The 26,528-nt window shown below is 68.3% G+C and carries 29 protein-coding genes; 16 read left to right on the top strand and 13 right to left on the bottom strand.

Annotated features, from left to right (window positions below; all coding sequences use genetic code 11):
• Nucleotides 1–108: 108 nt before the first annotated feature.
• A complete protein-coding gene (locus tag ACS5PN_RS10895) occupies nt 109–858 on the bottom strand; it encodes a substrate-binding periplasmic protein (RefSeq protein ID WP_439463968.1) in 750 nt (249 codons plus the stop codon).
• A gap of 141 nt (nt 859–999) precedes the next feature.
• Here ACS5PN_RS10895 and apaG point away from each other — a divergent pair, with 141 nt between their 5' ends.
• From apaG to mltA, 3 genes are all read left to right on the top strand, one after another.
• Nucleotides 1,000–1,374 (top strand): Co2+/Mg2+ efflux protein ApaG, encoded by a 375-nt coding sequence (gene apaG / locus ACS5PN_RS10890; protein WP_439463967.1) that lies wholly within the window; start codon nt 1,000–1,002, stop codon nt 1,372–1,374.
• Nucleotides 1,371–3,323, top strand: a complete 1,953-nt coding sequence (locus tag ACS5PN_RS10885; RefSeq protein ID WP_439463966.1) for a site-specific recombinase — start codon at nt 1,371–1,373, stop codon at nt 3,321–3,323. The genes apaG and ACS5PN_RS10885 overlap by 4 nt, the downstream gene beginning before the upstream one ends.
• A 201-nt stretch (nt 3,324–3,524) precedes the next feature.
• Complete coding sequence (mltA, locus tag ACS5PN_RS10880; RefSeq protein WP_439463965.1) at nt 3,525–4,526, top strand: murein transglycosylase A; 1,002 nt, start codon at nt 3,525–3,527, stop codon at nt 4,524–4,526.
• Here mltA and ACS5PN_RS10875 read toward each other — a convergent pair.
• Nucleotides 4,510–4,791, bottom strand: a complete 282-nt coding sequence (locus tag ACS5PN_RS10875) for a DUF427 domain-containing protein (RefSeq protein ID WP_439463964.1) — start codon at nt 4,789–4,791, stop codon at nt 4,510–4,512. The two genes, mltA and ACS5PN_RS10875, sit on opposite strands and share 17 nt — an antisense overlap.
• A gap of 26 nt (nt 4,792–4,817) precedes the next feature.
• Between ACS5PN_RS10875 and ACS5PN_RS10870 the strand changes: the two genes are divergently transcribed.
• The 5 genes from ACS5PN_RS10870 to ACS5PN_RS10850 all read left to right on the top strand — a co-directional run bounded on the left by ACS5PN_RS10870 (nt 4,818) and on the right by ACS5PN_RS10850 (nt 6,878).
• A complete protein-coding gene (locus ACS5PN_RS10870; RefSeq protein ID WP_439463963.1) occupies nt 4,818–5,057 on the top strand; it encodes a hypothetical protein in 240 nt (79 codons plus the stop codon).
• Complete coding sequence (locus ACS5PN_RS10865) at nt 5,054–5,401, top strand: hypothetical protein (protein WP_439463962.1); 348 nt, start codon at nt 5,054–5,056, stop codon at nt 5,399–5,401. Before ACS5PN_RS10870 ends, ACS5PN_RS10865 begins: the two co-directional genes overlap by 4 nt.
• Nucleotides 5,402–5,434: 33 nt before the next feature.
• Entirely contained in the window at nt 5,435–6,079 is a 645-nt protein-coding gene (locus tag ACS5PN_RS10860) for a glutathione S-transferase family protein (protein ID WP_439463961.1), read from the top strand.
• 129 nt (nt 6,080–6,208) lie between these two features.
• A complete protein-coding gene (locus tag ACS5PN_RS10855; protein WP_439463960.1) occupies nt 6,209–6,655 on the top strand; it encodes a hypothetical protein in 447 nt (148 codons plus the stop codon).
• Nucleotide 6,656: 1 nt separating this feature from the next.
• Nucleotides 6,657–6,878, top strand: a complete 222-nt coding sequence (locus tag ACS5PN_RS10850) for a DUF7661 family protein (RefSeq protein ID WP_439463959.1) — start codon at nt 6,657–6,659, stop codon at nt 6,876–6,878.
• Here ACS5PN_RS10850 and ACS5PN_RS10845 read toward each other — a convergent pair.
• The 4 genes from ACS5PN_RS10845 to ACS5PN_RS10830 form a co-directional block, all read right to left on the bottom strand.
• Complete coding sequence (locus tag ACS5PN_RS10845; RefSeq protein WP_439463958.1) at nt 6,875–8,575, bottom strand: NAD(P)/FAD-dependent oxidoreductase; 1,701 nt, start codon at nt 8,573–8,575, stop codon at nt 6,875–6,877. The two genes, ACS5PN_RS10850 and ACS5PN_RS10845, sit on opposite strands and share 4 nt — an antisense overlap.
• Nucleotides 8,576–8,660: 85 nt before the next feature.
• A complete protein-coding gene (locus ACS5PN_RS10840; protein ID WP_439463957.1) occupies nt 8,661–8,825 on the bottom strand; it encodes a hypothetical protein in 165 nt (54 codons plus the stop codon).
• 55 nt (nt 8,826–8,880) lie between these two features.
• Nucleotides 8,881–10,989, bottom strand: a complete 2,109-nt coding sequence (locus ACS5PN_RS10835) for a putative bifunctional diguanylate cyclase/phosphodiesterase (RefSeq protein ID WP_439463956.1) — start codon at nt 10,987–10,989, stop codon at nt 8,881–8,883.
• A 165-nt stretch (nt 10,990–11,154) separates the two neighbouring features.
• Complete coding sequence (locus tag ACS5PN_RS10830) at nt 11,155–11,523, bottom strand: methylglyoxal synthase (protein ID WP_439463955.1); 369 nt, start codon at nt 11,521–11,523, stop codon at nt 11,155–11,157.
• 185 nt (nt 11,524–11,708) lie between these two features.
• On the opposite strand from ACS5PN_RS10830, the gene ACS5PN_RS10825 reads away from it, so the two are divergent.
• Entirely contained in the window at nt 11,709–12,512 is an 804-nt protein-coding gene (locus ACS5PN_RS10825; protein WP_439463954.1) for an isocitrate lyase/PEP mutase family protein, read from the top strand.
• On the opposite strand, the gene ACS5PN_RS10820 is transcribed toward ACS5PN_RS10825, so the two are convergent.
• The 6 genes from ACS5PN_RS10820 to ACS5PN_RS10795 form a co-directional block, all read right to left on the bottom strand.
• On the bottom strand, nt 12,503–13,123 hold the full coding sequence (locus ACS5PN_RS10820) for a hypothetical protein (protein ID WP_439463953.1): 621 nt from the start codon (nt 13,121–13,123) through the stop codon (nt 12,503–12,505). The two genes, ACS5PN_RS10825 and ACS5PN_RS10820, sit on opposite strands and share 10 nt — an antisense overlap.
• A 10-nt stretch (nt 13,124–13,133) precedes the next feature.
• Nucleotides 13,134–14,021, bottom strand: coding sequence for an EamA family transporter (locus ACS5PN_RS10815; RefSeq protein WP_439465558.1), 888 nt, complete (start codon nt 14,019–14,021; stop codon nt 13,134–13,136).
• 37 nt (nt 14,022–14,058) lie between these two features.
• Nucleotides 14,059–15,636 carry a GNAT family N-acetyltransferase gene (locus tag ACS5PN_RS10810; protein ID WP_439463952.1) on the bottom strand — a complete coding sequence of 526 codons (1,578 nt, stop codon included), beginning with the start codon at nt 15,634–15,636 and terminating at the stop codon, nt 14,059–14,061.
• 38 nt (nt 15,637–15,674) lie between these two features.
• The gene (locus ACS5PN_RS10805) at nt 15,675–16,790 is read right to left on the bottom strand and encodes a GGDEF domain-containing protein (protein WP_439463951.1); all 1,116 of its coding nucleotides are present in this window, start codon (nt 16,788–16,790) and stop codon (nt 15,675–15,677) included.
• A 56-nt stretch (nt 16,791–16,846) separates the two neighbouring features.
• Nucleotides 16,847–17,122 carry a hypothetical protein gene (locus ACS5PN_RS10800; protein WP_439463950.1) on the bottom strand — a complete coding sequence of 92 codons (276 nt, stop codon included), beginning with the start codon at nt 17,120–17,122 and terminating at the stop codon, nt 16,847–16,849.
• Nucleotides 17,123–17,186: 64 nt separating this feature from the next.
• Nucleotides 17,187–17,690 carry an Lrp/AsnC family transcriptional regulator gene (locus ACS5PN_RS10795; protein ID WP_439463949.1) on the bottom strand — a complete coding sequence of 168 codons (504 nt, stop codon included), beginning with the start codon at nt 17,688–17,690 and terminating at the stop codon, nt 17,187–17,189.
• 215 nt (nt 17,691–17,905) lie between these two features.
• Between ACS5PN_RS10795 and ACS5PN_RS10790 the strand changes: the two genes are divergently transcribed.
• Nucleotides 17,906–21,451, top strand: a complete 3,546-nt coding sequence (locus ACS5PN_RS10790) for an indolepyruvate ferredoxin oxidoreductase family protein (protein ID WP_439463948.1) — start codon at nt 17,906–17,908, stop codon at nt 21,449–21,451.
• A gap of 47 nt (nt 21,452–21,498) precedes the next feature.
• Here ACS5PN_RS10790 and ACS5PN_RS10785 read toward each other — a convergent pair whose 3' ends face one another.
• Entirely contained in the window at nt 21,499–22,005 is a 507-nt protein-coding gene (locus ACS5PN_RS10785; protein ID WP_439463947.1) for a DUF4440 domain-containing protein, read from the bottom strand.
• 118 nt (nt 22,006–22,123) lie between these two features.
• On the opposite strand from ACS5PN_RS10785, the gene ACS5PN_RS10780 reads away from it, so the two are divergent.
• From ACS5PN_RS10780 to ACS5PN_RS10755, 6 genes are all read left to right on the top strand, one after another.
• The gene (locus ACS5PN_RS10780) at nt 22,124–23,002 is read left to right on the top strand and encodes a DUF2167 domain-containing protein (RefSeq protein WP_439463946.1); all 879 of its coding nucleotides are present in this window, start codon (nt 22,124–22,126) and stop codon (nt 23,000–23,002) included.
• Nucleotides 23,002–23,721: a site-2 protease family protein gene (locus ACS5PN_RS10775; protein ID WP_439463945.1), complete on the top strand. Its 720-nt coding sequence runs from the start codon at nt 23,002–23,004 to the stop codon at nt 23,719–23,721. Before ACS5PN_RS10780 ends, ACS5PN_RS10775 begins: the two co-directional genes overlap by 1 nt.
• 42 nt (nt 23,722–23,763) lie before the next feature.
• Nucleotides 23,764–24,663: a DMT family transporter gene (locus ACS5PN_RS10770; protein ID WP_439463944.1), complete on the top strand. Its 900-nt coding sequence runs from the start codon at nt 23,764–23,766 to the stop codon at nt 24,661–24,663.
• A 102-nt stretch (nt 24,664–24,765) separates the two neighbouring features.
• A complete protein-coding gene (locus tag ACS5PN_RS10765) occupies nt 24,766–25,302 on the top strand; it encodes a cytochrome b (RefSeq protein ID WP_439463943.1) in 537 nt (178 codons plus the stop codon).
• Nucleotides 25,303–25,313: 11 nt separating this feature from the next.
• The gene (locus tag ACS5PN_RS10760; protein ID WP_439463942.1) at nt 25,314–25,847 is read left to right on the top strand and encodes a YceI family protein; all 534 of its coding nucleotides are present in this window, start codon (nt 25,314–25,316) and stop codon (nt 25,845–25,847) included.
• A 40-nt stretch (nt 25,848–25,887) separates the two neighbouring features.
• The gene (locus ACS5PN_RS10755) at nt 25,888–26,457 is read left to right on the top strand and encodes a YceI family protein (protein WP_439463941.1); all 570 of its coding nucleotides are present in this window, start codon (nt 25,888–25,890) and stop codon (nt 26,455–26,457) included.
• Nucleotides 26,458–26,528 lie beyond the last annotated feature (71 nt).

The following is a 26,528-nucleotide window of genomic DNA, read 5'->3' as shown; positions in this document are numbered from 1 at the left end:
TTGCGATGTGCTGAGTGTCCATGCGGGCGGGCCACGATGTGTCAGCTGGCTGCTCGCTTGCGGGCCGAGCGCTGGGCCGCGATCGAGTCGGCCCGCTTGGGCGATGTGCTAACGGTACTTTTCGGCGAGCTGGCGCAGGGTGCCGTCCTTCTCCAGCCTGCGCAGGGCGTGGGTCAAGCGCTCCTCGTAAGCGGCGGGCAGGTCGGCGCGCAGGGCCAGCCATTGCGGCTCTTCCTGAAAGACGGTGCGGCCGAACTTGACCTTGTCGCCGAGCTTGCTCTCGGCGACATGATGCTGCAGGTTGATGTCCTGACCATAGATGGCGTCGGCCCGGCCCAGCGTCAGCATCTGCAAGGCCTCGCGTTCGGAGCCGACCTCGGCGACGGCCACGTCGGCCGCCAGCAGGCGGCGCGCCAGCGCGGTGCCGCGCATGACCAGCACGGGCTTGCGTTTGCTCCAGGCGGCCAAGTCGGCCAGGGTGTCGGGGCTGCGCGGGTCGTCGGCGCGCTGCAGCACCACATGGCGGATGGTGTAAAGCGGCACCGCGGCATAACGCCACTGTTTCTCGCGCTCGGGCGACTTCAGCAGGCAGAAGAAGGCGTCGACCAGACCGTCGGCCAGCAGACGTTCGACGCGCTTGAGCGGCACCGGCTGGTCCAGGCCGGTGAAGCGGATGCCCGGGTCCTGCTTCTCGACCGCGCGCAGGATCTCCAGACACAGCCCAGGCCGGTGAGGGCCGCCCTCGGGGTCGTACTTGACCGTCGAACTGGCCTGCTGGACCGTGCGCAGCGTCAGCTCCTGGGCCGACGCCGCCAGGCTGAGCAATGCCGTCAGCAGGCAGAACAGCCGGCGCAGCACTTAGGATCACGCATCCGGAAGAACATGCGCCGAGCATAGCCCCAGGGAAGCGCCGAGAAAGTCCTTCGCAGCGCGCGTATCCCGCATCAGGGCGCGCACACTCGCGAGAACCTGCCCAGCGCTTCCGCCGACAATCACCCGATGGCCAACCCCCGTTTCAGTTGCAGCGTCGCCGTCCAGGCCCTGCCCGAGCAGACTCATCTCGAGCAAGGCCTGTACGCCTTCAGCTACACCATCACCATCGAGAACACCGGCGACGTGCTGTCCCAGCTCATCGGCCGGCACTGGGAGATCACCGACGCCCGCGGCCAGGTGCAGATCGTCGACGGCCTGGCCGTCGTCGGCCACCAGCCGGTGCTGGCGCCGGGCCAGAGCTTCCAGTACAGCTCCTGGGCCCAGATCGGCACGCCCCAGGGCACCATGCGCGGCCGCTTCCTGTGCGTGACCGAAGGCTGCGAGATCTTCCACACCGACGTCGAAGAGTTCCTGCTCGCGGATTCGGCCAGCCTGCATTGACCTGGGATCTCACCGCTCTGCTGAACGCGGCCGACCCGCAGGCCGCGCTTGCCGAGCGCAACCTGTGGCTGGTGCGGCTGCTCGAATGGCTGCGCCATGCGCCGCGTGAAGAGGGCACACCCCGGCCCATCGTCAGGCTCAAGCACCTGCTCAACGTGCTGGAGCGCCACCCCGAGCATGCCTACAAGTTCGCGGGCGTCATCGCCGGCGTCTGGAGCGACGTCGATGCCGTCAGCCTGTTCGCCGAGGTGGGCTTTGCGCCGCGCATGGCGTTGTGGCACGAATTCCTGGCCCGTCTGCGCCGCCGCGTGCTGCCGGCCACGGCCGACACGCGCGACCTGGCGGCCCTGTTCGAGCTGCTCTTTGGTGACGAAGCCGACGAGGACTGGATCGCGGCCATCGACGATGAGCTGCTCGGCCGGCTGAGCCTGCTCTTCGTCGCGGCGCCCGACGGCGGCTGGCGGGTGGAAATGCAGGCGGCCATCACCGTGCTCATCAGCAGCGTGCATGCCGCCGGCCTGTCCGGGTCGCTGCGCGTGCGCATGGACGAGCTGCTGCTGCAGGACCGGCCCTTCCACCAGTTGCCCGCCGCCTGGGAGGCCGTGGAGCGCGCGCTGCAGCAGCGCGAGGACGACGTGCTCGCGCCGTTGATGCAGTTCCTGCACGCACTGCTGGACCGCTGCCGCGCCGCCGCGCTGACAGTGCCCGAGCATCTGGAGGTCCATGGCGTGTCGGTGGACCTGATGTTCTCGGTCGAGCAGCTGACCGCGCGCCTGGACCGCATCGAGGCCCTGCTGGCCTGCCTGGTGTCCCACGAGCCGCAACGCGAGCTGCTGCGCCTGGTGGCCGGCCTGGTGCGCGTCGTGCACGAGAGGCGCAGCCTGCGTACGCTGTTCGCCCGTCACTACTCGCTGCTGGCGCGCAAGGTGGCCGAGCGCAGTGCCGAGACCGGCGAGCACTACATCACCCGCAGCCGCGACGAATACCGCGACATGCTGAAGCGCGCGGCCGGCGGCGGTGCCGTCATCGCCGGCACGACGCTGCTCAAGTTCCTCATCGCCCTGCTCGGCTTCACCGCCTTCTGGGGCGGCTTCTGGGCCGGCGTGAACTATGCGGCCAGCTTCGTCCTCATCCACCTGCTGCACTGGACGGTGGCGACCAAGCAGCCCGCCATGACCGCGCCGGCCATGGCGGACAAGCTGCAGCACATCGACCGCGATGAGGGCCTGGAAGGCTTCGTCGACGAGGTGACGCATCTCGTGCGCTCCCAGGTGGCCGGCATCATCGGCAACCTGGCCCTGGCCGCGCCCCTGGTGCTGGCCGTGCAGGGCCTGTGCTGGCTGGCCTTCGGTGCACCGCTGGTAGGCCAGAAGGACGCGGCCTATGTGCTGAAATCGCTGAACCTGCTCGGCCCCTCGCTGCTGTTCGCCGCCTTCACCGGCACGCTGCTGTTCGCGTCCAGCCTCATCGCCGGCTGGGTGGAGAACTGGTTCGTCTTCCACCGCCTGGACAGTGCCATCGCCTGGAACCCGCGCATCGTCGCGACCCTCGGCCACGCGCGCGCGCAGCGCTGGTCGCGCTGGTGGCGGGCGAACATCTCGGGGTTGACGGCCAATACCAGCCTGGGCCTGATGCTGGGCCTGGTGCCGGCCCTGTTCGGCTTCTTCGGCCTCGGCATCGAGGTGCGCCATGTGACGCTGGCTACCGGCCAGCTCGCTGCCGCCGTGGGCGCACTCGGTGTCGGCGTCATGGCGACCTGGCCCTTCTGGTCCTGCGTGCTGTGCATCGCCGGCATCGGCATGCTCAATGTCGGCGTCAGCTTCTTCTGCGCCTTCAAGGTGGCGATGCGTTCGCGCGGCGTGCGCCTGGCGGACCGCAAGCGCGTCTACGCGGCCATCCGCGCGCGGCTGCGTCGCCAGCCGCTCAGTTTCCTCGTGCCGCCGCGCTAATCCTCTTTGCGCTCGCCCTTGTTGCGGCCCGAGAACATGGTCCACCAGATGATGAAGACGAATATCAGCAGCGCGCCGAGGGCTTCGAGGACAAGGAGCAGCATGGGATGGTGGGCGCGTGGCGTGTTGGCGGTGATTCTAGGAAGCCTGGCCGCCTGCTCTTCGCCGCCGCTTCAGCAAGCTTCCGAGCCGACGCCGACCGTGCCGGCCACGCCACGCTCCACGCCGCAGCGCTGGGTGGCTGTCGACTGGAAGGAGCTGCCCGGCTGGGGCAATGACGATCTGCTGGCCGCTTGGCCGGCCCTGCTGGCCAGCTGCCAGCGCCCCGCGCCCGGCTGGGCCGAGTTCTGCGCGCGTGCCGCGTTGCAGTCCCCCGCGGACCCGCTCGAGGCCACGGTCTTCCTGATGAAGCATCTGCGCCCCTGGCGTTTGAGCGCCGACGGCGGCGAGGCCACCGGGTTGATGACCGGCTATTTTGAGCCCCAGCTCACCGCGAGCCGCAGCCGCCAGGGCGCCTTCCAATGGCCCCTGCATGCCTTGCCGGCCGACCCCGCACTGCGCCGCACGCCGCGTCGCGACATCGACGCCAACCCGCGCTTCGCCGCGCTGGAGCTGGCCTATGTTGACGACCCCTTCGCGCTGCTGCAACTGCAGATTCAGGGCTCGGGCCGCCTCGTCATGCGTGACGCCAGTGGCGCCGAGCGCATCAGTCGCGTGGCCTACGCGGGACACAACGACCAGCCCTTCCAGTCCGTCGCGCGGGCGCTGCTGGACCGTGGCGAGGTGAGTGATGCGACACCGCGCACGCTGAGCGACTGGGCGCGCCGCAACCCGGCCAAGGTGCGCGAGGCGCTGGCCGTCAATCCGCGCGTCGTCTACTTCCGCGAAGAGGCCCTGGCCAATGCCGGCCTGGGGCCGCGCGGCGCCCAGGGTGTGGCGCTGACGCCGGGTCGCTCCGTGGCCATCGACCGCAACCACATCGCGCTGGGCACGCTGCTGTGGGTGGACAGCAGCGAACCCATGTCCACGACACCGCTGCGCCGCCTGGTGCTCGCCCAGGACACCGGCAGCGCCATCCAGGGCGCCGTGCGGGCCGACTTCTTTTGGGGCTGGGGCGACGAGGCCGCGCTGCTGGCCAGCCGCACCAAGCAGCCCTTGCGGTTGTGGGCGCTGTGGCCGGAAGGCGCTACTCCGAAACCTTGACGCCCTTCCAGAAGGCGTAGCGGCCCTTGATCTCGGCCGCCGCCGGCAGCGGGTCGGGGTAGTACCAGACCGCGTCGGTATTCATCTCGCCGTTGATCAGCAGGCTCAGGTACTTGGCCTCGCCCTTCCAGGGGCAGCGGCTGACGTGGTTGCTGAAGCTGGTGTACTGCTTGTTCAGCGACTCGGGCGGGAAGTAATGGTTGCCCTCGACGACGACGGTGTCGTTGCTTTCGGCGATGGTCACGCCGTTCCAGACTGCTTTCATCGCAGGTCTCCGTGAAAATGGGTTGGATGCGACGCTACCACTCCCACCTTGGCCGTGACATCGTCGTCACCGGCGGCAGCGCCCGGGACCTCGAGCCCGGGCAGTTCGGCGTGCTCGCCATCGACGGCGGCGCCGGGGGCTGGTCGGTCGTGCACAAGGGCCCGGACGGCGAGGTGGTCGAGCTCAACAACGAGATGCACTTCGAGATGCCGGAGGCCGCCCTGGCGTTTGCGAAGGAGCTGATCGAGATGATGGCGGCGCCGTGAGTACCGCGCGCATCGTCGCCGCCTGTGTCGCTTGTACCCTCGTGGTGGCGTATGCCGCCTTCGCGATCCCGGCGATGTTGCGGTTTCAGGCCTATTGCCGCCGTGTCGCCCGGCTGCTGGGCCGCGAAAAGGATCTTGACCACCCGGCTTGGGTCGATGATGGAGGGATGACCCCATTCGACCATGAGCAGTTGGACGCGCTCGACCTGGGCAGCTACAAGCAGCTTGCTGATCCCGAACTGGTGCGGCTGGGCGATGAGTTGGCGAGCAAGATGCTCTGGATGAGAGGACTGGGCGTGGCCTTGGTGGTGACCATCATCTGCCTCGCGTCCTGGGTACGCTGACGCGGGCGCCACCTGCAGATCTGGAAGGACGGCATGAATGCATCGCAGGAACTGACGCTCTACGGAGCCGCGGCCTCGGGCTCCGTCGCTGTCGAGGCCACGCTGACGCTGCTGGGACTGCCTTACCAACTGATCGAAGGCGCGACCTGGGCCGAGGCCGCCGCGCGCGATCGCGTCGCGACCGCGAACGCCATGCGCCAGATCCCGACACTGGTACTGCCGGGTGGCGAGGTCATGACCGAGAGCGCGGCCATCTTGATCTACCTGGCCGACCTGCATCCCGAGGCGCGGCTGGCGCCCGCGGTCGACGACCCGAAGCGACGGCAGTTCCTGCGCTGGATGACGTATGTGTCATCGGCCATCTATTCGCTGCACTGGATCAAGCCGGACGTGAAGCGCATCGGTGCGCCCGAGAGTGCGCGAGATGCCGTCGTCGATGCCGTGCATGAGCGCATTGCCTTCTGCTGGTCCCACATGGACAGTCAGCTCACGCCCGGTCGCTATTTGCTCGGCGAGGAGCTGACGGTGCTGGACGTCTATGTCGCCGTCATCTCTCGCTTCGGACCCTGGCGGGAGCGCTTCTACGCTGCCGCGCCGCGCATGGCGGAGGTGATCCGCCGCGTCGATCAAGAGCCGCGGCTGGCGGCGTTGTGGCGCAAGCGATTCCCGCAGGACTGATTGTCGGTTCCTGTTGACCTGTTCTACGAGCAGGCTGCCAGCTGCTTCAGGCGGGACAGTCGATACACGTGCCTTGAAAAGAGCAGGTTGGGGATCGAAGGCCAGCACCGTTTTCCCCACAATGGCGCGATGAAATCCCTGATGCCCACGGTGCTGGCCCTGCTTTGCCTGGGCGGCATGTCCCACTGCCTGGCGGATGCCGGTTGCCGATTCACGCCGACCCTGGAATGCCGCGCCGACAAAGGCTGCGCGCAACGGACCGTGCCGATTGCCGAGTCGCTGGTGCTGGTGGAGGACGAGGTCGCCACGCCCTACCTGATGCTGTGCTTCGAAGGTGCAGCGAATCAATGTCTGAAGGGACAGGCCACGGTGCGGCGCTCCACCGAGCACGACCGCCTGGCATCGTCCATCCTGCTCAATCCGGAGGGCCAGGGCGGTCTGCCCAAGAAGATCTTCGCGACCTTGATGTTCTCCTGGACGGGTGAAGCCCAGCACCGCGCTGCGCTGTATCCCGTCACCGGCGGCAAGAGCCCGCCGATGTACCTCTCCGCCGGGGACTGCAGCGGTGCAGGTTGACATGCCGGCCCAGCGCTTCAACGTCTTTGGACGCCTCTTCGACATCGAGCGCCGCGGCGAGCAATGGTCGGTCCTTTACGTCGGCAACGACGGCAAGCGAGCCCCCGCGGGCTTTGTCATTCCGGAGTTTGTGGCGGAAGAGGAACTGGAGCAGTTCCTGTTTGACCTGTTCCATGAACAGGCCGCCTACAAGAAGGGCGGCATTTCGCGGCTGGCGCGCTAGACCTGCCCACCCGCCTTCGCTCCCTTGCCCTGCAGCACCGGCGCATCCGGCATGCCCAATAGATCGGCCGCCAGCGCCTCGGCGACCTCGATGCCATCGACGCCCGCGCTCATGATGCCGCCGGCATATCCGGCACCTTCGCCGGCCGGGAACAGGCCGCGCACATTGAGGCTCTGGTAGTCGCGTCCGCGGTTGATGCGCAGCGGTGAGGAGGTTCGCGTCTCCACGCCGGTCAGCACCGCATCCGGGCGGTCGAAGCCGCGGATCTGGCGGGCGAAGGCGGGCAGGGCCTCGCGGATGGCCTCCAGCGCATACGACGGCAGCGAGCCGCGGCCCTTCTGCTGCAAGTCGGTCAAGGTGACGCCCGGCTTGTAGCTCGGCGCCACGTCGCCGAATGCCTTGCTGACTTGGCGCTTGACGAAGTCGCCCACCAGCGAGCCGGGCGCCAGATAGCCACCGCCGCCCAGCTCGTAGGCCCGGCTTTCCCAGATGCGCTGGAAGGCCATGCCGTCCAGCGGGTTCACCGGGCTGCCGTCCTTCTTGCCGTCCTGGCGGTAGTCCTCGGGTGTCAGGCCGACGACGATGCCGGCGTTGGCATTGCGCTCATTGCGCGAATACTGGCTCATGCCGTTGGTGACGACGCGATCCGGCTCGCTGGTGGCCGCGACCACCGTGCCGCCGGGGCACATGCAGAAGCTGTAGACCGAGCGGCCGTTCTTGGCGTGGTGCACCAGCTTGTAGTCCGCCGCGCCGAGGATCTCGTTGCCGGCGGCAGCGCCGAAGCGGGCCGCGTCGATGAGGCTCTGTGGATGCTCGATGCGGTAGCCGATGGAGAAGGGCTTGGCCTCCATCTGCACGCCGCGGGCATGCAGCATCTGGAAGGTGTCGCGGGCGCTGTGGCCCAGGGCGATGACGACGTGCGTCGTATCTATCTGCTCGCCCGACTCCAGCTGCACGCCCCGCACGGCACCGTCTTCGATGAGCAGGTCCGTCATCTTCTGCTGGAAGCGGATCTCGCCGCCCAGGGCCTCGATGTCGGCGCGCATCTTGATGATCATGCTGACCAGGCGGAAGGTGCCGATATGGGGCTTGCTGACGAACAGGATCTCTTCCGGCGCGCCGGCCTTGACGAATTCGGTCAGCACCTTGCGCGTGAGGTGGCGCGGGTCGGAGATCTGGCTGTAGAGCTTGCCGTCGGAGAAGGTGCCGGCGCCGCCTTCGCCGAACTGCACATTGCTCTCGGGATGCAGCTTCTGCTCTCGCCACAGGCCCCAGGTGTCCTGGGTGCGTTCGCGCACGGCCTTGCCACGTTCCAGCACGATGGGGCGCAGGCCCATCTGGGCCAGGATCAGCGCCGCGAACAGGCCGCAGGGGCCGAAGCCGACGACGACGGGGCGCGGGCCGGCGTACTCACCCACCTGGGCCAGGAAGTGATAGCCGGTGTCGGGCGTGGTGCGGATCTGGTGATCGCCGGCAAAGCGGGCCAGCACGGCGGCCTCGTCGACGCCGTCGGCCAGTGTGCAGTCCAGCGTGTAGACCAGCTGGATGTCGCTGCGCTTGCGGGCGTCATAGCCGCGCCGGGCGATGTGGATGCCGGCCAGTTCGGTATCGGCCAGCTTCAGCCGCGCCAGCGCGGCGGGGCGCAGGGCCTCTTCGGCATGGTTCAGCGGCAGGCGGAGTTCGTTGATGCGGATCATGGTTTGGTCGATATCTAGCCGACAAAAACAAACAGGCCCCGAGGGGCCTGTGTGCGAGGGGATCTTCAGGCACTCGGCCCGATGATCAACCCGAATGGGGGCGCTTGCCCGGGTTCTTCTTGGAACGGGTGTGCGAACCACGCTCCAGGCTGCGCAGCTGGCCCTTGCCGGCCGTGAAGGTCACGCCCTTGGGGGCGGCGGGACGGGGCGAGGCCTTGCGGTCCGCTTCGGTAACGATCTTGTTGCCCATGATGGCTCCTAAACAAAAGCCCACAGCAGGGGCAAAACGTCGAAAAACGAAGATTTTAGCCTGTCTGGGCCAGCCAGGTCTGGAAGTCCGGCAGGTCCATGGGTTTGGCCAGCAGATAGCCCTGGATCAGGTCGCAGCCGCAGGCGGTGATGCAGTCCAGTTCGGCCTGGTTCTCCACGCCCTCGGCCGTCACGCTCAGGCCCAGGCCCTGGCCGACGCCGACGATGGATTTCAGCAGGGCCTGGCGGCGCGGGTCGGCATTGACGTCCTGCACGAAGCTGCGGTCGATCTTGAGTTCGTCCACGGGCAGGTGCTGCAGATAGGCCAGTGACGACTGCCCGGTGCCGAAATCGTCGATGGCCAGGCTGACTCCCCAGGCCTTCAGCGCATTCAGCACGGCGATGGGATCGGTGCCGCTGGACATCAGGCCGGTCTCGGTGACTTCCAATTGCAGCTGGCTGGGGTCGACGCGGTATTCGGCCAGCAGGGCCGCCAGGCGGGCGGGCAGGGTCTGGTCCTGGATGTCCAGCGTCGAGATGTTGACGGCGATGCTCATGGGCTCGCGGCCCTCGGCCTCCCAGGCGGCCAGGGTCTTCACGGCGCGGGCCAGCATCCAGTCGGTGATCTGGCGGATACGGCCGCTGCGCTCGGCAAAGGGCACGAAATCGCCCGGCGGCAGCCAGCCGCGCTGCGGGTGCTGCCAGCGCACCAGCGCCTCGGCGCCGGTGATGCGGCCGGTTTTCAGGCAGCGCTTGGGCTGCAGGAACTGGCGCAGCTGGTCCTGCTGGATGGCGGTGGCCAGGTCGGACAGCAGACTCAGATGCAGGGCGCGGGCGGCCTCCGCACTCGGGTTGAAGACGGCAACGTCCTGGCGCAGGCGCTTGGCCTCGAACATGGCCTGCTCGGCGCGGCGCAGCAGGGCCTCGGTGTCGGTCGCATGCTCGGGCCAGTGGGCCACGCCCAGGGACACCGACAGGTCCAGGGACTGGCCCTGCCAGCTGAGCTTGTGCTCGACTTCCTCGCGCAGCTGGGACGCCAGCGCCGCGCCATGGTCCAGCCTGGCCACCGGCGCGAGGGCGGCAAAGGTGCCGCCGGCCAGGCGGCCATAGGCGGCCACGCCCTCGAACAGGCCTTCCAGCTTGGCGGCTGCGCCCTTCAGCAGCGCGTCGCCGGCGTCGAAGCCGAGGACGCTGTTGACCGCCTTGAGGCGGTCCACGTCGATGCAGATCAGCACGGCCTGCTGCTCCCGCTCGGGCAGGCCGGCCAGCAGGCGGTCGCCGTCGGCGATGAAGCGGGCGCGCTGGGGCAGGCCGGTCAGCAGGTCGACGTCGGCCAGGCGGCGCAGCTCGGCCTCACGTTCGCCGACGGCCTCGGCCATGGTGTTCATCGCGGCCGCCATGTGGCCGAGTTCGTCGGCGGAATCGACGGCGATGCGGTGGCCGTACTGGCCCTGCGCGATCAGTTCGGCGCCGTCCTCGGCCTGCTTGAGCGGGTTGATGATGGAGCGCGTGACGCCCACAGCCAGCAGGGCCCCGGCGACCAGGGCGCCGATGCACAGGGCCAGCACACCGGCGCGGTCGACGTCGATCTGGTCGCGCAGCTCGCGCGCCTGGGCCGTGCCGGCGCGCTCCTCGCTGGCGGCGAGCTGGTGGATGGCGCTGACGAACAGCGACAGGGCCGATTCGGTATCGCTGCCCAGCAGGGCGCGGGCGGCCTGGAAGTCGTCGCGCTCGATGAGGTTGCGCACATCGACATAGCTGGCGCGGTAGTCGGCCAGGCGCAACCTCACCTCGGCCAGACGCTCGGTGCGCGGGCCCGGTGGCAGCACCATGGCCAGGCGCTGCATGGCGTCGTCCAGGCGGTTGTTGGCCGACGAGATCTCGGGATAGGCCGAGACGCGCAGTTCGGCGTCGGGGCTCATCAGCACCAGCAGCTTGCGCGCGACGGCCTCGGCATTGCGGTTGATCTCGTTGACCGAGTCGCGGATGACGGCCTGGTCATCGACGATCCGGTTCAGCGCGTCCGACAGCCCGGTGAGGCGGTAGATGGACAGGGCCGCGAGGCCCAGCAGCAGCAGCAGCAGCAGGCCAAAGGCCAGGCCCAGGCGAGTGCGGATGCGCAGCCGCCGCGACAGCCTGCTGATGGGCCTGTTGCGGCTGCTCATGGGCGGGCGGGCACCTCGGAGCTCATCATGCACCCTTCGCGCTGCGCGCTTGCTCGGCCATTGCAGTGGCCAGCGCGTTCGTCAGGCTCGCGATGCCCTGCATCGCAAGTCCGGTCTCACTCCCGCCAGGCGGGAGCTGAGCGCCTTCGGGCGGCCGCGCGGCGCTCACTCGGCGCTCCAGCGCGTCAGCAGCAGCCGCGCGGTGGCCACGTTGGTGGCGCAGGGCACATCGTGCACGTCGCAGGCGCGCACCAGGGCGTTGATGTCGGGTTCGTGGGGCTGGGGCGTCATGGGGTCTCGCAGGAAGATGACGCCATCCAGGTCGCCCACCGCCAGCCGGGCGCCGATCTGCAGGTCGCCTCCCATGGGGCCGCTGAGCATGCGCTCGATGGTGAGGCCATGGGCGGCGTTCAAGCGGGTGCCCGTCGTGCCGGTGGCCATCAGCTGGCAGCGTTGCAGCAGCGGCAGGAAGTCGGCCGCCAGGGCGATCATGGCGTCCTTCTTGCCGTCGTGGGCGATCAAGGCAAGCTTCATGGTCGGAAGGGCCTGGGAGTTCTGCAAAGCATTGACGTTACACGCAACAGGTGACCGCAAACGCGCAAGACTTGGCACATTGCCACTCTGGCCACAGCTGTTACTCGACGTACCTGCTGCCACCCCCTGGCAGCCCAGCGGTGCAGCATCGCCAATCTATCCTCCCAACCTTGCAAAAAGACACCATGAACTTCCGCCAGCTCCACCAGGGCCCCGGGCTCCTGAAGATCGCCAATGTCTGGGACGCCGGCAGCGCCGTGCTGGTGCAGGCACAGGGCGTGCCCGCCCTGGCCACCACCAGCGCCGGCCTGGCCTGGGCCCTGGGCTACCCCGACGGCAACCACCTGCCCATCGACGAGCATGCCGACGCGCTGCGCCGCATCGCCCGCGTGGCCAGGGTGCCGCTGTCGGCCGACAGCGAGGCCGGCTACAGCGACGACCCGGCCACCGTGGCTGACAACATCATGAAGTTCGCCGCGGCCGGCGTCGTTGGCATCAATCTGGAGGATGGCAGCGCTTCGCCGACCCTGCTGTGCCGCAAGATCGAGGCCATCAAGACGGCGGCGACGCGGGCCGGCGTCGACATCTTCATCAACGCCCGCTGCGATGTCTGGTTGAAGAACCTGGCGCCCGGCCGGTCGGTCGAGGAAGTGCTGCTGCGGGCGCGCGACTACACGGCGGCCGGTGCCGATGGCCTGTTCGCCGCCGGCGTGACGGCCGTGGCCGATATCGAGGCCCTGGTAGGCGGCCAGCCCCTGCCGCTGAACGTGATGGCCAGGCCGACCCTGCCCGGCCTGGACGAGTTGCAGCGCCTGGGCGTGCGCCGCATCAGTGCCGGCAGTGCCATTGCCGAGGCGGCCTGGGGGCGGGCGCAGCGGGCGGCGGCGGGCTTTCTGGCCGAAGGCGCCGGCAGCGAGTTGTTTGAAGGCGCCGCGCCCTATCCGCAGATCAACGGTGCCTTGACTGCCGTGAATTCGGCTCAAGGCTGAAGCGACACCCGCAGCTGCAGTTCGCGTTCGGGGCGACCGGTGGCGTCGGCGCTGCTGATCGTTCCCTTGGGCGCGGGCGAGGCCCCACCGCCGCTGCGAGCCACGGTCTGCCAGCGCTCCATCGGCAGCTCCAGCGTGGACTGGAATTCGTGGCCGTCGTCGTCGACGCTGAACTCGACCCGCACCGGCGCCCGGCCGCCGGCCCAGGTCGGCGTGACGGCAAAGCTCTGCGTCCGGCGACGTTCGCCGCTGCGTGGGTTGGCATAGACCCGCTGGGGCGTGCGGGTGGCGGGGTCGAGTTCGACCAAGGTGTCGACCCATTGCAGGGGTTCGCTGGTCGTCAGGCGGGTGCTGGCGCGCTGGCCGTTCAGCACCTGCACGCGCTGCCCCGGCTGAGGTGCCGCCTGGGCCGTGGACGTGACGACGCCCGGGCCGCGCGGCGACACCGCCCCGGCGGTGCCGACGACGACGGCGCCGTCGCGCACGCCGGCCAGGGCCGCGGGCGGCAGGTTGCTGTCCACCCAGCGCAGCTCGACAAGCAGGGTCACGGCCGGTGGCGCGGCAGCCGCGGCCAGGGGCAGGCAGGTGAGCAGCAAGGCACGGCGCTTCATGCGCCGGAGCTTAGTCCCGCGCCGGCTTCAGGCTGGCCGGCAAAAGCCGCGGTCCGAACAGGTTGATCGCCAGACCGGCCAGCACCAGGGCCGCGGCGACCAGCTTCCAGCCGGGCAGGGGCTCGCCCAGCAGCAGGCTGGCCGAGCCCATGCCGAACACCGGCACCAGCAGGGCCATGGGCACGATGCGGCCGGCCGGATGGCGGGCCAGCAGCCAGCTCCAGACGCCATAGCCGAACAGGGTGTTGCCGACCGACTGCCACAGCACGGCCGCCCAGGTGCCCAGGTCCGAAGCCGCCAGGCCAGCGGCCACGGCCTGCGGTCCATCGATCAGCAGGGCCAGCACCAGCAGCGGCGGCACGGCGAAGGCGCTGCTCCAGACCACATAGGCCAGCATGTCGATGCGGCCGGCCCGTTGGGTCAGCAGGTTGGCGCAGGCCCAGCAGAAAGCCGCCGCCAGCACCATGGCCAGGCCCAGCCAGGTCGTCGTGCCGTCGGTGTGCGAGGCGATGACGATGACGCCGCCTGCGGCCAGAACCAGGCCCAGCCAGGTGGTTGCCAGCACGCGCTCGCCGCGCAGGCGTACGGCCAGCAGCAGCGTGAAGAAGACCTGGGTCTGCACCACCAGCGAGGCCAGGCCCGGCGAGATCTGGCTGCGCATGGCCAGATACAGCAGTCCGAACTGGCCCACGCCGATGAGGACGCCGTAACCCGCCAGATTGCCCCAGCCCACCTGGGGCCGGCGCAGGAAGAAGCAGGCCGGCACCAGGGCGAAGGCGAAACGAAGCACGGCCAGCGTCAGCGGCGGCAGCGTGTGCAGGGCGTATTTGATGACGACGAAATTGCTGCCCCAGACGGCGACGACGGCCAGGGCGAGCAGGAAGTGGCGAAGGGGCAGGGAAGCGGTCTGCGGAGCGGAAGGCATGGACCGCAGCCTAGTCCATGGTGCCGGCGTAACGCCTCAGCAGTGCGGGAAGCACCTCCACGGCTGCGGGTCTCCAGGCGCCCATCAGGCAGACCTGTACCCAGTTGCGTTCGCGCAGATAGGCGCTCTGGAAGGCGATGCGGCAGCCGACGCGGTTCAGGCGCTGGCCCAGGCGCTGGGCATCGGTGCCGGGCGGCAGGGCTAGGGTGATGACACCAGGTTGGGCCTGGGGTGCAGCCACCAGGGCGGGCAGGGCCATGGCCCGGAAGGCTTCGCGCAGCTCGGCATCCGCGGCTTCGGTGGCCTGCCAATGCGCGGGCCAGTCGATGTTCAGCGCGGCCTCCAGCGCCGCCACGGCATTGGAGCTCTGGGTCGATGCCACGCCGCCCGCTTGCGCGATGGCGCCGAGGTCCAGCGCGGCCGGCAGGTCGCCGCCCGATGCCAGCTGGCCGTCGTGCAGCACCAGGGCCAGCCCGGCATAGCTGCCCAGGGCCTTGCCGCTGACGCTGCTGGCCAGCCAGACGCCGCTCAGGTCCAGCGCCTGCAGGCCCAGGGCACTGACCGCGTCCAGGCAAAGTGCGGCGCCGACCTCGTCGCAGGCCTCGCGCAGCAGTTCGGGCGCATTGCGCATGCCGGTCGAGGTCTCGCAGACCACCGCCCAGACCCAGGCCGGGCGCTGTTCGGCCAGCGCGGTGCGCAGTTGCCGCGCATCGATGGCTTCCCCCCAGCCCAGCGACAGGGTGCGATGCGACAGCCGCCAGCGCCGTGCATGGTCGGCCAGGCGCTCGCCGAACTCGCCATTCGTGATGACCAGGCCCGTGCCACCGCGCCGGGCGATCTGCCCCGCGACCGCGTCGTTGGCCAGGGTGCCGCCACCGGGCAGCAGCAAGACGCCGGCGCAGCTGCTCAGGTGCTGCAGCCGCTCGCTGATGCGCTGAACGCGCCGCAGATGTTCCGACGAGCGGTGTGACACTGGCTCGCCGCTCCAGGCCGTGCGCACGGCGGCCGACAGCGGCACCGGTCCGGGCAGGAAGGAGGCGGCCTCTTCGCCGGCGCTCAGCTCCAGGTGGGCGACGCGCTCCGCATAGTCGGGCAGGCGCAGCCACATCGGCTGGTAGACGGCGTCGCCGCTGCCCACGCGCGGGCCGAAGGGCTGGAAGCCGAGATGGGCGTAGAGCTTGAGCTCACGCGTCGTGCCCGAAATGACGGCGAGGTCGCAGCCCTGGTCGCGAAACTCGCGCCCCAGCACGCCCGCCAGTCGCGCGAACACGCTGGCCTTGCGCCAGTCCGGTGCCACCGCCAGCAGTCTTACCTCGACCGCCTGCTGATGCTCGGGCAGGTGGGCATCCAGGTTGGCCAGCTTGGCATCCAGCGAGAACGGCCGCCGTGCGCGGCCGGCGACCATGCCGACCAGCTGGTCGCCTTCCAGCGCGATTGCATAGGTGTTCTCGTCGTGGAAGCGGTCCACCAGCCGGTGCTGCGGGTTGGGCGGATGCTGGGGAATCTCTTCGACGAAGGTGCGGTAGTTGAGGGCGTGGATGGCCTCGAACTCGGCCGCGGTGCTCGCAATCTTGTAGACCAATGGCATCGGCCCATTCTGGCGCAGCGTCAGCGGCGCCCTGCCCCCTAGTCGATGCAGGTGCGGTTGCGCCCTTCGGCCTTGGCCTTGTAGAGCAACTGGTCGGCGCGCTCCAGCGTCTGGGCCAGCGTTTCGCTGCGGCGATGGCCGGTCAGGCCGATGGAGACGGTGATGGCCACCTGCACGCCGCTGCCCACATCGATGCGCAGCGCGGCCGTCTGCTGGCGCAGCCTCTCCATGCCGGCCACGGCCGGTGGCATGGCGGTTTCGGGCAGCAGCACGATGAACTCCTCGCCGCCCCAGCGCGCCAGCACGTCGGTGCCACGCATGGCGGTCTGGCCGCCCTGGGCGAAGGCGCGCAGCACGGCGTCGCCCGCGGCGTGACCATGCTCGTCGTTGACGCGCTTGAAATGGTCGAGGTCGACGAGGGCGATGCAGAAATCGTGGTGGTGGCGCAGCGCGCGCAGCAGCTCCTGGTCCATCAGCGCCTGCATCTGGCGGCGGTTGGGCAGGCCGGTCAGCTCGTCGCGCGTGGCAATGGCCTGCAGCTGGGCCAGGGCGCGGGCCAGTTCCTCGCGCTGATCCGACAGGCGCCGGCGGATGCGGCTCAGCCGGGCGGTCAGCACCGCCACGGCCGGCAGCATGCAGGCCAGCATGACGAAGTGGCCGATCTCGACGGCGGGCGGATAGGCCTCGGGCCTGAGCACGGCCATGACGCCCATGACGCCGCCGAACCAGACCAGGGCGAAGAGGCTGAGTTCGTAGGCGCTGCGGGCGCGCAGCTGGAACATGCCGAACATCAGGATCAGCGTCAGCACCGGAAAGCAGGCGCCGCGCAAAGGACCGGCCTGCGCGTAGCCGAGGGCCGCGGCGCTGATGGCGAAGGCGATCTGCTCGCGGGTCAGCGACGGGTCCGCCGCGCGCAGCGACCAGCCGCTGCGGATGGCCGCGTAGATGACGGCCATGCCGCCCAGGGCATAGACCGTCCAGGCCCACATCGCCAGGCCGCCTTCGCGGCCGGAGACCCGCACCGCGTAATGCAGCATGCCCACGCTGATGACCATCAGCGCCATGGCCAGCGAGGTCTGACGCAGCCTCAGGCGCTGCGTGGAATCACTGCCCAGCCAGAGGTCGCTCAGGCGTTGAAAGGGGGACATCGCCATGGGGCTAGCCTAACCCTTTCAGGTGCCAAGCCTTGCCTGACGCTGTCGCGCCGGGTTCAGTCCTTGGCTGCGATGGCGTCGACGACGGCCTTGGCCTCCCGCAGATCCAGGCCGGACTGCTGGCGGTACAGGCGAATGGCGTCGATGCGGCGCTTGGGATCCCGCGCCAGTTCACGGACCTCGCCGCTGGGATCGGTGCCGTGGAGCAGGCCCGCCTGATGCATGAGCCGGGCCTGGTCGGCCTGCAGCTGCGAGAGGCGCCTTTCGACGCGGTGCAACGAGGCCATCAGGCCGGCCACGGCGATGGCCAGCAGCAGCAGTGCGAATTCCAAGAGGTTCTCCAGCGGTGCTACCGCAGATTCTGCGGTGCCAGTCTGCGGTAGCTGACGTGACTGTTCACGTCCTGGCGTCGAGGTGGCCCAACGGCAGCACGCCGCTGGCCTTGACCTCGCCCAGCGAGAAGCTGGTGTGGATGTCCTTGACGTTGGGCAGGTTCAGCAGGGTGTCGATGGAGAAGCGCGAGAAGGCGTCGAGGTCCGTCGCCATGACCTGCAGCTCGAAGGTGCCGGCGCCCGAGATGTAGTGGCAGGCGATGACCTCGGGCAGCTGGCGGATGGCGTCTTCCAGCGGCTTGGTGGCGGCGCCGGCGCTGCGCTCGGCGTCCACGCGCACGAAGGCCAGCACACCCAGGCCCAGCTTGCGGCGGTCGATCTCGGCGCGGTAGCCGGTGATGTAGCCCTGGTCCTCCAGCCACTTGACGCGCCGCCAGGTCGGCGCGGCCGACAGGCCGATGCGCTGGGCCAGCTCGGCGTTGGACAGGCGGGCGTCGGCCTGCAGCTCGGCCAGGATGGCGATGTGGTGGCGGTCAAGGGCTTCCGGGGTGGCGTCTTCAGTGCTCATGGTTTGCCCTGATCGGCGAAGTGGCGATGCAATTCAGACGAATTTTGCATCTTCAAGAAAGGAAATTGCCGGCTGACTCGATTTGGAGCGCAAATGAGAAAGCACTGCTCCCGACCATTTCCCTACACTGCCCGGTCCGGCCATACTGGCCCATGGCCCGCGCGGCCGCCTCACAAGGGCAGGTCGAACGGGTCGCCATCCAGGAGCTCTCACCGATGAACGCCCCGCTGCCCGAACACATCCTGAAGGCGCTGCAGACCGTCTCCCTCGACGACAAGTACGCCCTCGATTCCGGCCGTGCCTTCATGAGCGGCGTGCAGGCCCTGGTGCGCCTGCCCATGCTGCAACGCACGCGCGACGCGATGGCTGGCCTGAACACCGCCGGCTTCATCAGCGGCTACCGCGGCTCGCCGCTGGGCACCTATGACCAGGCGCTGTGGGCGGCCAAGAAGCACCTGGCCAAGCAGAACATCGTCTTCCAGCCGGGCGTCAACGAGGAACTCGGCGCGACGGCCGTCTGGGGCACGCAGCAGCTGGACCTCTTCCCCGAGAAGGCCAAGTTCGACGGCGTGTTCGGCCTCTGGTACGGCAAGGGCCCGGGCGTGGACCGCTGCATCGACGTGTTCAAGCACGCCAACATGGCGGGCACGTCCAAGCACGGCGGCGTCATCGCCATCGCCGGCGACGACCACATCGCCAAGAGTTCGACGGCAGCCCACCAGAGCGACCACGTCTTCAAGGCCGTCGGCTTCCCGACCTTCTTCCCGAGCAGCGTGCAGGACATCCTGGACATGGGCCTGCACGCCTTCGCCATGAGCCGCTTCTCGGGCGTGTGGGCGGGCATGAAGACCATCCAGGAGATCGTCGAGTCGTCGGCCTCGGTCAGCGTCGACCCCGACCGCGTCAACATCATCCTGCCGGAAGACTTCCAGATGCCGGCCGGTGGCCTGCACATCCGCTGGCCGGATCCGCCGCTCGAGCAGGAGTCGCGGATGATGAATTACAAGTGGTACGCCGCCCTCGCCTACATCCGCGCGAACAAGCTGAACTACAACGTCATCGAGGGCAAGAACGACCGCTTCGGCCTCATCACCAGTGGCAAGGCCTTCAACGACACCCGCCAGGCGCTGCACGACCTGGGCCTGGACGACGACACCTGCCGTCGCATCGGCATCCGCCTGCACAAGGTCAACGTGGTGTGGCCGCTGGAAGCGCAGATCACGCGTGACTTCGCCAAGGGCCTGCAGGAGATCCTGGTCGTCGAAGAGAAGCGCCAGATCATCGAATACCAGGTCAAGGAAGAGCTCTACAACTGGCGCTCCGACGTGCGCCCCAATGTGCTCGGCAAGTTCGACGCCGGTGACGGCGGCGAGGGCGGCGAGTGGAGCGTGCCCAACCCCAGCAACCACTGGCTGCTGCGCCCGCAGGCCGACCTGACGCCGGCCATCATTGCGCGCGCCATCGCCAAGCGCCTGAAGAAGCTCGGCGTGGACAGCGACATCGTGGCCCGCCTGGATGCCCGCCTGGCCGTCATCGACGCCAAGGAAAACGCACTGCTGGCCGAGACCCAGACGGCCGGCGGCGCCGACCGCACGCCGTGGTTCTGCTCGGGCTGCCCGCACAACACGTCCACCCGCGTGCCGGAAGGCAGCCGCGCCGTCGGCGGCATCGGCTGCCACTACATGGTCACGTGGATGCCGGGCCGCAACACGGCCACCTTCACGCAGATGGGCGGCGAAGGCGTGCCCTGGACGGGCCAGGCGCCCTTCACCGACGAGAAGCACATCTTCTCCAACCTCGGCGACGGCACCTACTTCCACAGCGGCAGCCTGGCCATCCGCCAGAGCATCGCCGCGGGTGTGAACATCACCTACAAGATCCTCTACAACGACGCCGTCGCGATGACCGGCGGCCAGACCGTGGGCGAGCGCCCCGAGGGCCACACGGTGCTGCAGATCATGAACAGCGTGATCTCGGAAGGCGTCAAGAAGCTGGTCATCGTCACCGACGACCCGGCCAAGTACGAGGGCGTGGCCCTGGCGCCCGGTGTCACGGTGCACCACCGCGACGAGCTGGACGACATCCAGCGCCAGTTCCGCGAGATCGAAGGCACGACGGCCATCATCTACGACCAGACCTGCGCGACCGAGAAGCGCCGCCGCCGCAAGCGCGGCAAGATGGTCGACCCGGCCAAGCGCGTCGTCATCAACGAGCTGGTCTGCGAGGGCTGCGGCGACTGTTCCATCCAGTCCAACTGCCTGTCGGTGGAGCCGCTGGAGACCGACTTCGGCCGCAAGCGCCAGATCAACCAGAACACCTGCAACAAGGACTACTCCTGCGTGAAGGGCTTCTGCCCCAGCTTCGTCACCGTCGAGGGTGGCGAGCTGAAGAAGCCCAAGAAGGAAAGCCGCAAGAGCCCCTTCGACGCCGCGCTGCCGCCGCTGCCGCTGCCGGTCATCCCGAATGCCGAAGAGGCCTGGGGCATCGTCGTCGGTGGGGTGGGTGGCACGGGCGTCATCACCATCGGCCAGTTGCTGGGCATGGCGGCCCATCTGGAAGGCAAGGGCGTCATCACGCAGGATGCCGCGGGCCTGGCCCAGAAGGGCGGCGCCACGTGGAGCCACATCCAGATCGCCAACGAACCCGAGGCGATCTACTGCACGAAGGTGGGCACGGCCGAGGCCGACCTCGTCATCGCCTGCGACGCCATCGTGGCTGCCAACAAGGCCACGCTGGCCGTCATGCGCGAGGGCCGCACGTATGTGGCGCTGAACACGCATGGCTCGCCGACGGCGACGCTGGTGAACGACGCCAACTGGAGCTTCCCCGGCGCCGCCTGCGAGCAGGCCGTGGGCAACGCCGTCGGCCGCGACCATCTCGGCTCCTTCGACGCCGAGGAAGTGGCCGTCAAGCTGGTGGGCGATTCGCTCTACACCAACCCGCTGATGCTGGGCTACGCCTGGCAGCAGGGCCGCATCCCGCTGAGCTATGACGCGCTGATGCGTGCCATCGAACTGAACGGCGTGCAGATCGACAACAACAAGATCGCCTTCGAATGGGGCCGTCGCTGCGCGCATGACCTGAAGAGCGTGCAGTCGCTGTACGCGGCCCAGGCCGTCATCCAGCTCGTCAAGCGCCAGAGCGTCGACGAGATCGTTGCCAAGCGCGTCGACTTCCTGACCGGCTACCAGAACGCCGCCTATGCGGCCGAGTACAAGGCCTTCGTCGACAAGGTGCGCGCTGCCGAAGCCAAGCTGGGCAGCAAGACCACGCTGACCGAAGCCGTCGCCCGCTATCTGTTCAAGCTGATGGCCTACAAGGACGAGTACGAGGTCGCCCGACTGCACACCGACGCCGCCTTCATCAACAAGGTCGCCGGCATGTTCGAGGGCGACTACAAGCTGGTCCACCACCTGGCGCCGCCGCTGCTGGCCAAGAAGAACGCCAAGGGCGAACTGGTGAAGCAGCCCTTCGGCAGCTGGGTGCGCCCGGCCTTCGGTTTGCTGGCCAAGATGAAGGGCCTGCGCGGCACGGCCTTCGACATCTTCGGCCACACCGCCGAGCGCAAGATGGAGCGCCGCTGGATTGGCGACTACCGCGCCGGGGTCGACAAGGCCCTGGCCGGCCTGACGGCTGAGTCACTGGCCACCGCCGTCGAGCTGGCCCGCGTGCCGGAAGACATCCGCGGCTACGGCCATGTGAAGGAGCGCCACGAGAAGGCCGCCAAGGCCAAGTGGGACGCGCTGATCGCGAAGGTCTGATCCAGCCCCAGCCTCACGCAAGCCCCGCAGCCGCGGGGCTTTTTCGTTCAGGGTCTGAGCGTGGAGTGCTGCAGCACGATCAGCCAACGGCCGTCGACGCGCTGGTAGGCAAAGCTGTAGCGCGCCGGCTTTTCCTTCGTCACGCCGTCGACCTGCTCGATGAACTCGTATTCGCCGGAGCGCACGGCCGTTTCGCCGAACAGCTGCAGATTGCCGATGATCCAGCGCATGCGCGCCGTCGGCCGCTGCGCCATCTGGTCGAAGAACACTGGCAACTCGCTGCCGTCCAGCGGCACGGCGATGTATTCATCGTCGGTGATCAGCGCGCCCGGCGCATAAAGCTGCTGCAAGCGTTGCGGATCGCGGGCGTTGTAGGCCTCCTTCCAGTCGTCCAGCGCTTGCATCAGCTCGCTGACGCAGCTGTTGCCGGGCCTGTCGCAGGACAGGGGTGGGGTCACGACCAGCTTGGGCGTTGAGCAGCCGCTGCCCGCCAGCATCAGCAGCAGGCAGGCCGCGGCAGCCAGCGGGCGGCGCGTCTTGGGGATCATGGCCATGTCGAACTCCCTGGTTTTGTGACGCGGATTGTGAATCTGCCCGTCGCGGGGCATTCCCTGAATGGGCCATGCCCGTGGTTTGCCTAGACTGCGGCCCTTTCCACAGGGAGATACAACGATGAAGACCATGCTGCGCGGCCTGCTGGCTGCATTTGGCCTGTGCGCCGGCCTGGCCCACGCCGCTGACGCGCCGCCGGAGAATCCCGCCTGGGCCGAGGCCAAGGCCGTCGCCAAGACGGGACCCGCCGACGTCGCCATCGCGGGCCAGGCCATGCTGCATCTGCCTGCCGACCGTGTCTTCATCCCCCAGCCTCAGGCCGGCAAGCTGCTGACGGCCATGGGCAACCCGGGCCAGCACACGGAGCTGGCCGGGCTGATCTTCCCCAAGGGCGATGCCGAATGGTTTGCCACGCTGCGCTACATCGCCTCCGGCTATGTGAAGGACGGCGACGCCAAGGAATGGAAGGCCGACGAGCTGCTGGCCAGCTACAAGGAAGGCACCGAGGCCAGCAACGATGAACGCAAGAAGATGGGCGTGGCGCCCATCGAGATCACGGGCTGGGCCGAACCGCCGGCCTATGAAGCCACGCAGCATCGCCTCGTCTGGGCCATGAGCTCCAAGGAGAAGGGCGCGCCGAGCAATGCCAACCTGGGTGTCAACTACAACACCTACGCCCTGGGTCGCGAGGGTTATCTGAGCCTGAACTTCATCACCGACCTGAAGGACCTGCCGGCCCAGAAGCCCGACGCCAAGGCCCTGCTCGGGGCGCTGGAATTCGACAAGGGCAAGCGTTATGAGGACTTCAACTCCGCCACCGACCATGTCGCCGAGTACGGTCTCGCGGCCCTGGTCGTCGGCGTGGGCGCCAAGAAGCTCGGCCTGCTCGCCGTCATCTTCGCCTTCGTCGCCAAGTTCGCGAAGCTCATCTTCATCGCCGTCATCGGCTTCGGCGCCGCCATCACCAAGTTCTTCAAGCGGGACAAGCCCGCCGCCTGATGCTCAAGCTTATTGCACTGCTGCTGTCGGGCGCCAAGCTCGGCAAGCTGCTGACCACCGGCGGCACCATGCTGATCTCGCTGGTGGTCTATGCCTGGATCTATGGCTGGCGCTATGCGGCGGGCTTCATCGCGCTGCTCTTCGTGCACGAGATGGGGCACTTCATCGCCGCGCGCTACAAGGGGCTCAACGTCGGCGCGCCGACCTTCATCCCCTTCGTCGGCGCCTGGGTGGAGCTGAAGGACATGCCTCACGACGCGCAGACCGAGGCCTTCGTCGGCTTGGCCGGGCCCATGCTCGGCACGGTCGGCGCCACGGTCACCTATCTGATGGCGCGCAGCTGGGGTGCCGACTGGCTGCTGGCCGTTTCCTACAGCGGCTTCTTCCTGAATCTCTTCAACCTGATTCCCATCTCGCCCTTCGACGGTGGCCGCATCACGGCCGTGTTGTCGCCGCGCATCTGGCTGCTCGGCGCACCGCTGCTCGTCGCGCTGTTCTTCTGGCGGCCCAGCCCCATGCTGATCCTGATGGCCTTGATGGCCTGGCCCCAGCTCGTCAAGGCCTGGAAGCATCGCAGCGACAGCGTCGAGGCGCAGACCTATTACGCCGTGCCGGCAGCCGTGAAATGGGAGTACGCGACCTACTACCTCGTGCTGGCCGCCTACCTCGCCGTCATGTGCCACGACGTGCACGAGATGCTTGCCGCCACACGCGGTTGAGCTTCGCGGCAGGCGCAGGATGCGCCACCTAGACTGGGCGTCATGCCCCCTTCTTCTCGGCCGCTCTGGCCCGGCCTGTTGCTGGCGGTGCTGGGCGCCATCGGCTTCTCCGGCAAGGCCATCATCGTCAAGCTGGCCTACCGCTACGGCGTCGATGCGGTCACGCTGCTGATGTGGCGCATGCTGCTGGCCTTGCCTTTCTTCCTGGCCATGGCCTGGTGGGCGGGGCGGGGCAAGCCGGCGCTGACCCGGCAGGACTGGCGCGACATTGCCGTGCTGGGCTTCACCGGCTACTACCTGGCCAGCTATCTGGACTTCGCCGGCCTGGCCTACATCTCGGCCAGCCTCGAGCGCCTCATCCTGTATCTCAACCCGACGCTGGTGCTGCTGCTGTCGGTGCTGTTCTTCCATCACAAGCTGCAGGCGCGCCAGGTTGTGGCGTTGGCCATCAGCTATGCCGGTGTCGTCGCCGTTTTTGCGCATGAGCTGAGCTTCGAGGGCGCCAGCACGGCCATCGGCGCGGCCCTGGTGTTCGCCAGCGCCGTCAGCTATGCCATCTATCTGGCCTTGTCCGGCAAGGTGGTGCAGCGCCTGGGCTCGATGCGCCTGGCCGGCCTGGCCAGCAGCGTGGCCTGTGCGCTGTGCATCGGTCAGTTCCTGGTGCTGAAGCCGCTGTCGGCCTTCGCGGTGCCCGAGCCGGTGCTGTGGCTGTCGCTGCTGAACTCCACGGCCTGCACGGTGGCGCCGGTGTTGATGGTGATGCTGGCCATCGCCCGCATCGGCGCGCCGCTGTCCTCCCAGGTCGGCATGGTGGGCCCCATGAGCACCCTGCTGATGGGCTATTTCATCCTCGGCGAGCCGATGAATGCCTGGATCGCCGTCGGGACGGTGCTGGTGCTGGGCGGCGTCTTCCTCGTGGGTCGAAAACCTGTCCCACGCTGAACAGGATTGACCCCTGAGGGATGGAAGTGTTCAAAATCGCTGAATATTGGCGACAAGGGCCATGAACCGAACCCCGGTCAGCGAGGAACACACTGCATGCCCATGACGAGCACCACCCGTTACACCCCCGTCGCCATCGCCCTGCACTGGCTGCTCGCGCTGGCCATCGTCGGCGCCTTCGGCGTGGGCCTGTACATGACCGGCCTGCCGTTCTCGCCGACGCGGCTCAAGCTCTACAACTGGCACAAATGGGCCGGCGTCACCATCCTGGCCCTGTCGGCCCTGCGCCTGCTGTGGCGCCTGACGCACCGCCCGCCGGCCGACATCCCCATGGCGGCCTGGCAGTTGCGCGCCGCCCATGTGACTCATCAGCTGCTCTATGTGCTGTTCTTCGCCGTGCCGCTGTCTGGCTGGGCTTACAGCTCGGCGGCGGGCTTCCCCATCGTCTGGTTCGGCGTGCTGCCTCTGCCCGACTTCGTGGGCAAGGACAAGGAACTGGCCGAGACGCTGAAGCAGGTCCATCACCTTGCCGCCTACGGCCTGGGCCTGCTGGTCGTTGCCCATGTGGCCGCGGCCCTCAAACACCATTTCGTCGACCGTGACGGCCTGCTTGCCCGCATGGGTGTCGGCCGCGCCTGAAAGAGGAATCCATGAAACGACTGTTGTCTGCCCTGTTGATCGCCACCAGCGCCCTGGCTGCCCAGGCCGCCACGCTGCAACCCGAGAAGAGCGAGCTCAGCTTCACCTTCAAGCAGATGGGCGTGCCGGTGGACGGCAAGTTCAGGAAGTTCGAGGCCCAGCTGGACTTCGACGCCAAGAAGCCCGAGGCCGGCAAGATCGCCTTCACGGTGGACCTGGGCAGCGTGTCCCTGGGCGATCCCAGCTTCGACGCCGAACTCGCCAAGACGCCCTGGTTCGACACCAAGCGCAACGGCAAGGCCACTTTTGTGTCCAGCGGCATCAAGGCCACCGGCCCCGGCAAATACGACGTGGCCGGCAAGCTGACCATCAAGGGCGCCGCGCGTGATGTCGTCGTGCCCATCACGCTGGCCTCCGGCGTGGCTGCCGGCAGCGTCGCCATCAAGCGCCTGGACTTCAAGATCGGTGACGGCGAATGGGCCGATACCTCCATGGTGGCCAACGATGTGACCGTCAAGTTCAAGTTGTCTTTCGCTGGCCTGTAACCTCCCACCTCTTTTCCCCACCCCCCCGGAGACCTCCACGATGAAGAAAGCCCTGCTGCTCGCCGCCCTGATCGCCGCCGTTGGCGCCGCTCAAGCCCAAAGCGCCACCTATGCCATCGACCCCAGCCACACGGCGGTCACCTTCGAAGCCAAGCATTTCGGCACCAGCACGCTGCGCGGCCGCTGGGACAAGAAGGAAGGCACGGTCACGCTGGACAAGGCCGCCAAGACCGGCAAGGTCGAGTTCACCATCGACATGACCTCCCTCTCCACCGGCACGGCGCCGTTCGACGGCCACCTGAAGAGCAAGGACTTCTTCGCGGTCGAGGAGTTCCCGACGGCCAAGTTCGTCGGCGACAAGTTCACGTTCAACGGCGACAAGGTGGCCAGCGTCTCGGGCGAGCTGACCATCCGTGGCAAGACCAACCCGGTCACGCTGACGGCCACCGGCTTCAACTGCTACGAGAACCCGCGCCTGAAGCGCGAGGTCTGCGGCGGCGACTTCGAGACCACCATCCAGCGCAGCCAGTGGGGCATCAATTACGCCCTGCCGGCCGTCACGCCGGACGCCATCCGCCTGCTGGTCCAGGTCGAGGCCATCAAGCAGTAAACCCACTGCCCTCCCTCTCCAAGCCCGCCTCTGGCGGGCTTTTTGCTGGGCGATCCGTGAACCAATCCCGC

Origin of the sequence: Roseateles sp. NT4 (assembly GCF_051857475.1) — a bacterium.
Lineage (GTDB): Bacteria > Pseudomonadota > Gammaproteobacteria > Burkholderiales > Burkholderiaceae_C > Pelomonas.
This window is presented reverse-complemented; position numbering and strand designations above follow the sequence as displayed.

Bases quoted from the DNA above. Each gene is read 5' to 3' on its own strand.
- apaG (WP_439463967.1), top strand. From the start codon at position 1,000: ATGGCCAACCCCCGTTTCAGTTGCAGCGTCGCCGTCCAGGCCCTGCCC.
- ACS5PN_RS10875 (WP_439463964.1), bottom strand. From the start codon at position 4,791: ATGAAAGCAGTCTGGAACGGCGTGACCATCGCCGAAAGCAACGACACC.
- ACS5PN_RS10870 (WP_439463963.1), top strand. From the start codon at position 4,818: ATGCGACGCTACCACTCCCACCTTGGCCGTGACATCGTCGTCACCGGC.
- ACS5PN_RS10860 (WP_439463961.1), top strand. From the start codon at position 5,435: ATGAATGCATCGCAGGAACTGACGCTCTACGGAGCCGCGGCCTCGGGC.
- ACS5PN_RS10855 (WP_439463960.1), top strand. From the start codon at position 6,209: ATGAAATCCCTGATGCCCACGGTGCTGGCCCTGCTTTGCCTGGGCGGC.
- ACS5PN_RS10850 (WP_439463959.1), top strand. From the start codon at position 6,657: ATGCCGGCCCAGCGCTTCAACGTCTTTGGACGCCTCTTCGACATCGAG.
- ACS5PN_RS10845 (WP_439463958.1), bottom strand. From the start codon at position 8,575: ATGATCCGCATCAACGAACTCCGCCTGCCGCTGAACCATGCCGAAGAG.
- ACS5PN_RS10840 (WP_439463957.1), bottom strand. From the start codon at position 8,825: ATGGGCAACAAGATCGTTACCGAAGCGGACCGCAAGGCCTCGCCCCGT.
- ACS5PN_RS10835 (WP_439463956.1), bottom strand. From the start codon at position 10,989: ATGAGCAGCCGCAACAGGCCCATCAGCAGGCTGTCGCGGCGGCTGCGC.
- ACS5PN_RS10830 (WP_439463955.1), bottom strand. From the start codon at position 11,523: ATGAAGCTTGCCTTGATCGCCCACGACGGCAAGAAGGACGCCATGATC.
- ACS5PN_RS10825 (WP_439463954.1), top strand. From the start codon at position 11,709: ATGAACTTCCGCCAGCTCCACCAGGGCCCCGGGCTCCTGAAGATCGCC.
- ACS5PN_RS10820 (WP_439463953.1), bottom strand. From the start codon at position 13,123: ATGAAGCGCCGTGCCTTGCTGCTCACCTGCCTGCCCCTGGCCGCGGCT.
- ACS5PN_RS10810 (WP_439463952.1), bottom strand. From the start codon at position 15,636: ATGCCATTGGTCTACAAGATTGCGAGCACCGCGGCCGAGTTCGAGGCC.
- ACS5PN_RS10805 (WP_439463951.1), bottom strand. From the start codon at position 16,790: ATGGCGATGTCCCCCTTTCAACGCCTGAGCGACCTCTGGCTGGGCAGT.
- ACS5PN_RS10795 (WP_439463949.1), bottom strand. From the start codon at position 17,690: ATGAGCACTGAAGACGCCACCCCGGAAGCCCTTGACCGCCACCACATC.
- ACS5PN_RS10790 (WP_439463948.1), top strand. From the start codon at position 17,906: ATGAACGCCCCGCTGCCCGAACACATCCTGAAGGCGCTGCAGACCGTC.
- ACS5PN_RS10785 (WP_439463947.1), bottom strand. From the start codon at position 22,005: ATGGCCATGATCCCCAAGACGCGCCGCCCGCTGGCTGCCGCGGCCTGC.
- ACS5PN_RS10780 (WP_439463946.1), top strand. From the start codon at position 22,124: ATGAAGACCATGCTGCGCGGCCTGCTGGCTGCATTTGGCCTGTGCGCC.
- ACS5PN_RS10775 (WP_439463945.1), top strand. From the start codon at position 23,002: ATGCTCAAGCTTATTGCACTGCTGCTGTCGGGCGCCAAGCTCGGCAAG.
- ACS5PN_RS10770 (WP_439463944.1), top strand. From the start codon at position 23,764: ATGCCCCCTTCTTCTCGGCCGCTCTGGCCCGGCCTGTTGCTGGCGGTG.
- ACS5PN_RS10765 (WP_439463943.1), top strand. From the start codon at position 24,766: ATGACGAGCACCACCCGTTACACCCCCGTCGCCATCGCCCTGCACTGG.
- ACS5PN_RS10760 (WP_439463942.1), top strand. From the start codon at position 25,314: ATGAAACGACTGTTGTCTGCCCTGTTGATCGCCACCAGCGCCCTGGCT.
- ACS5PN_RS10755 (WP_439463941.1), top strand. From the start codon at position 25,888: ATGAAGAAAGCCCTGCTGCTCGCCGCCCTGATCGCCGCCGTTGGCGCC.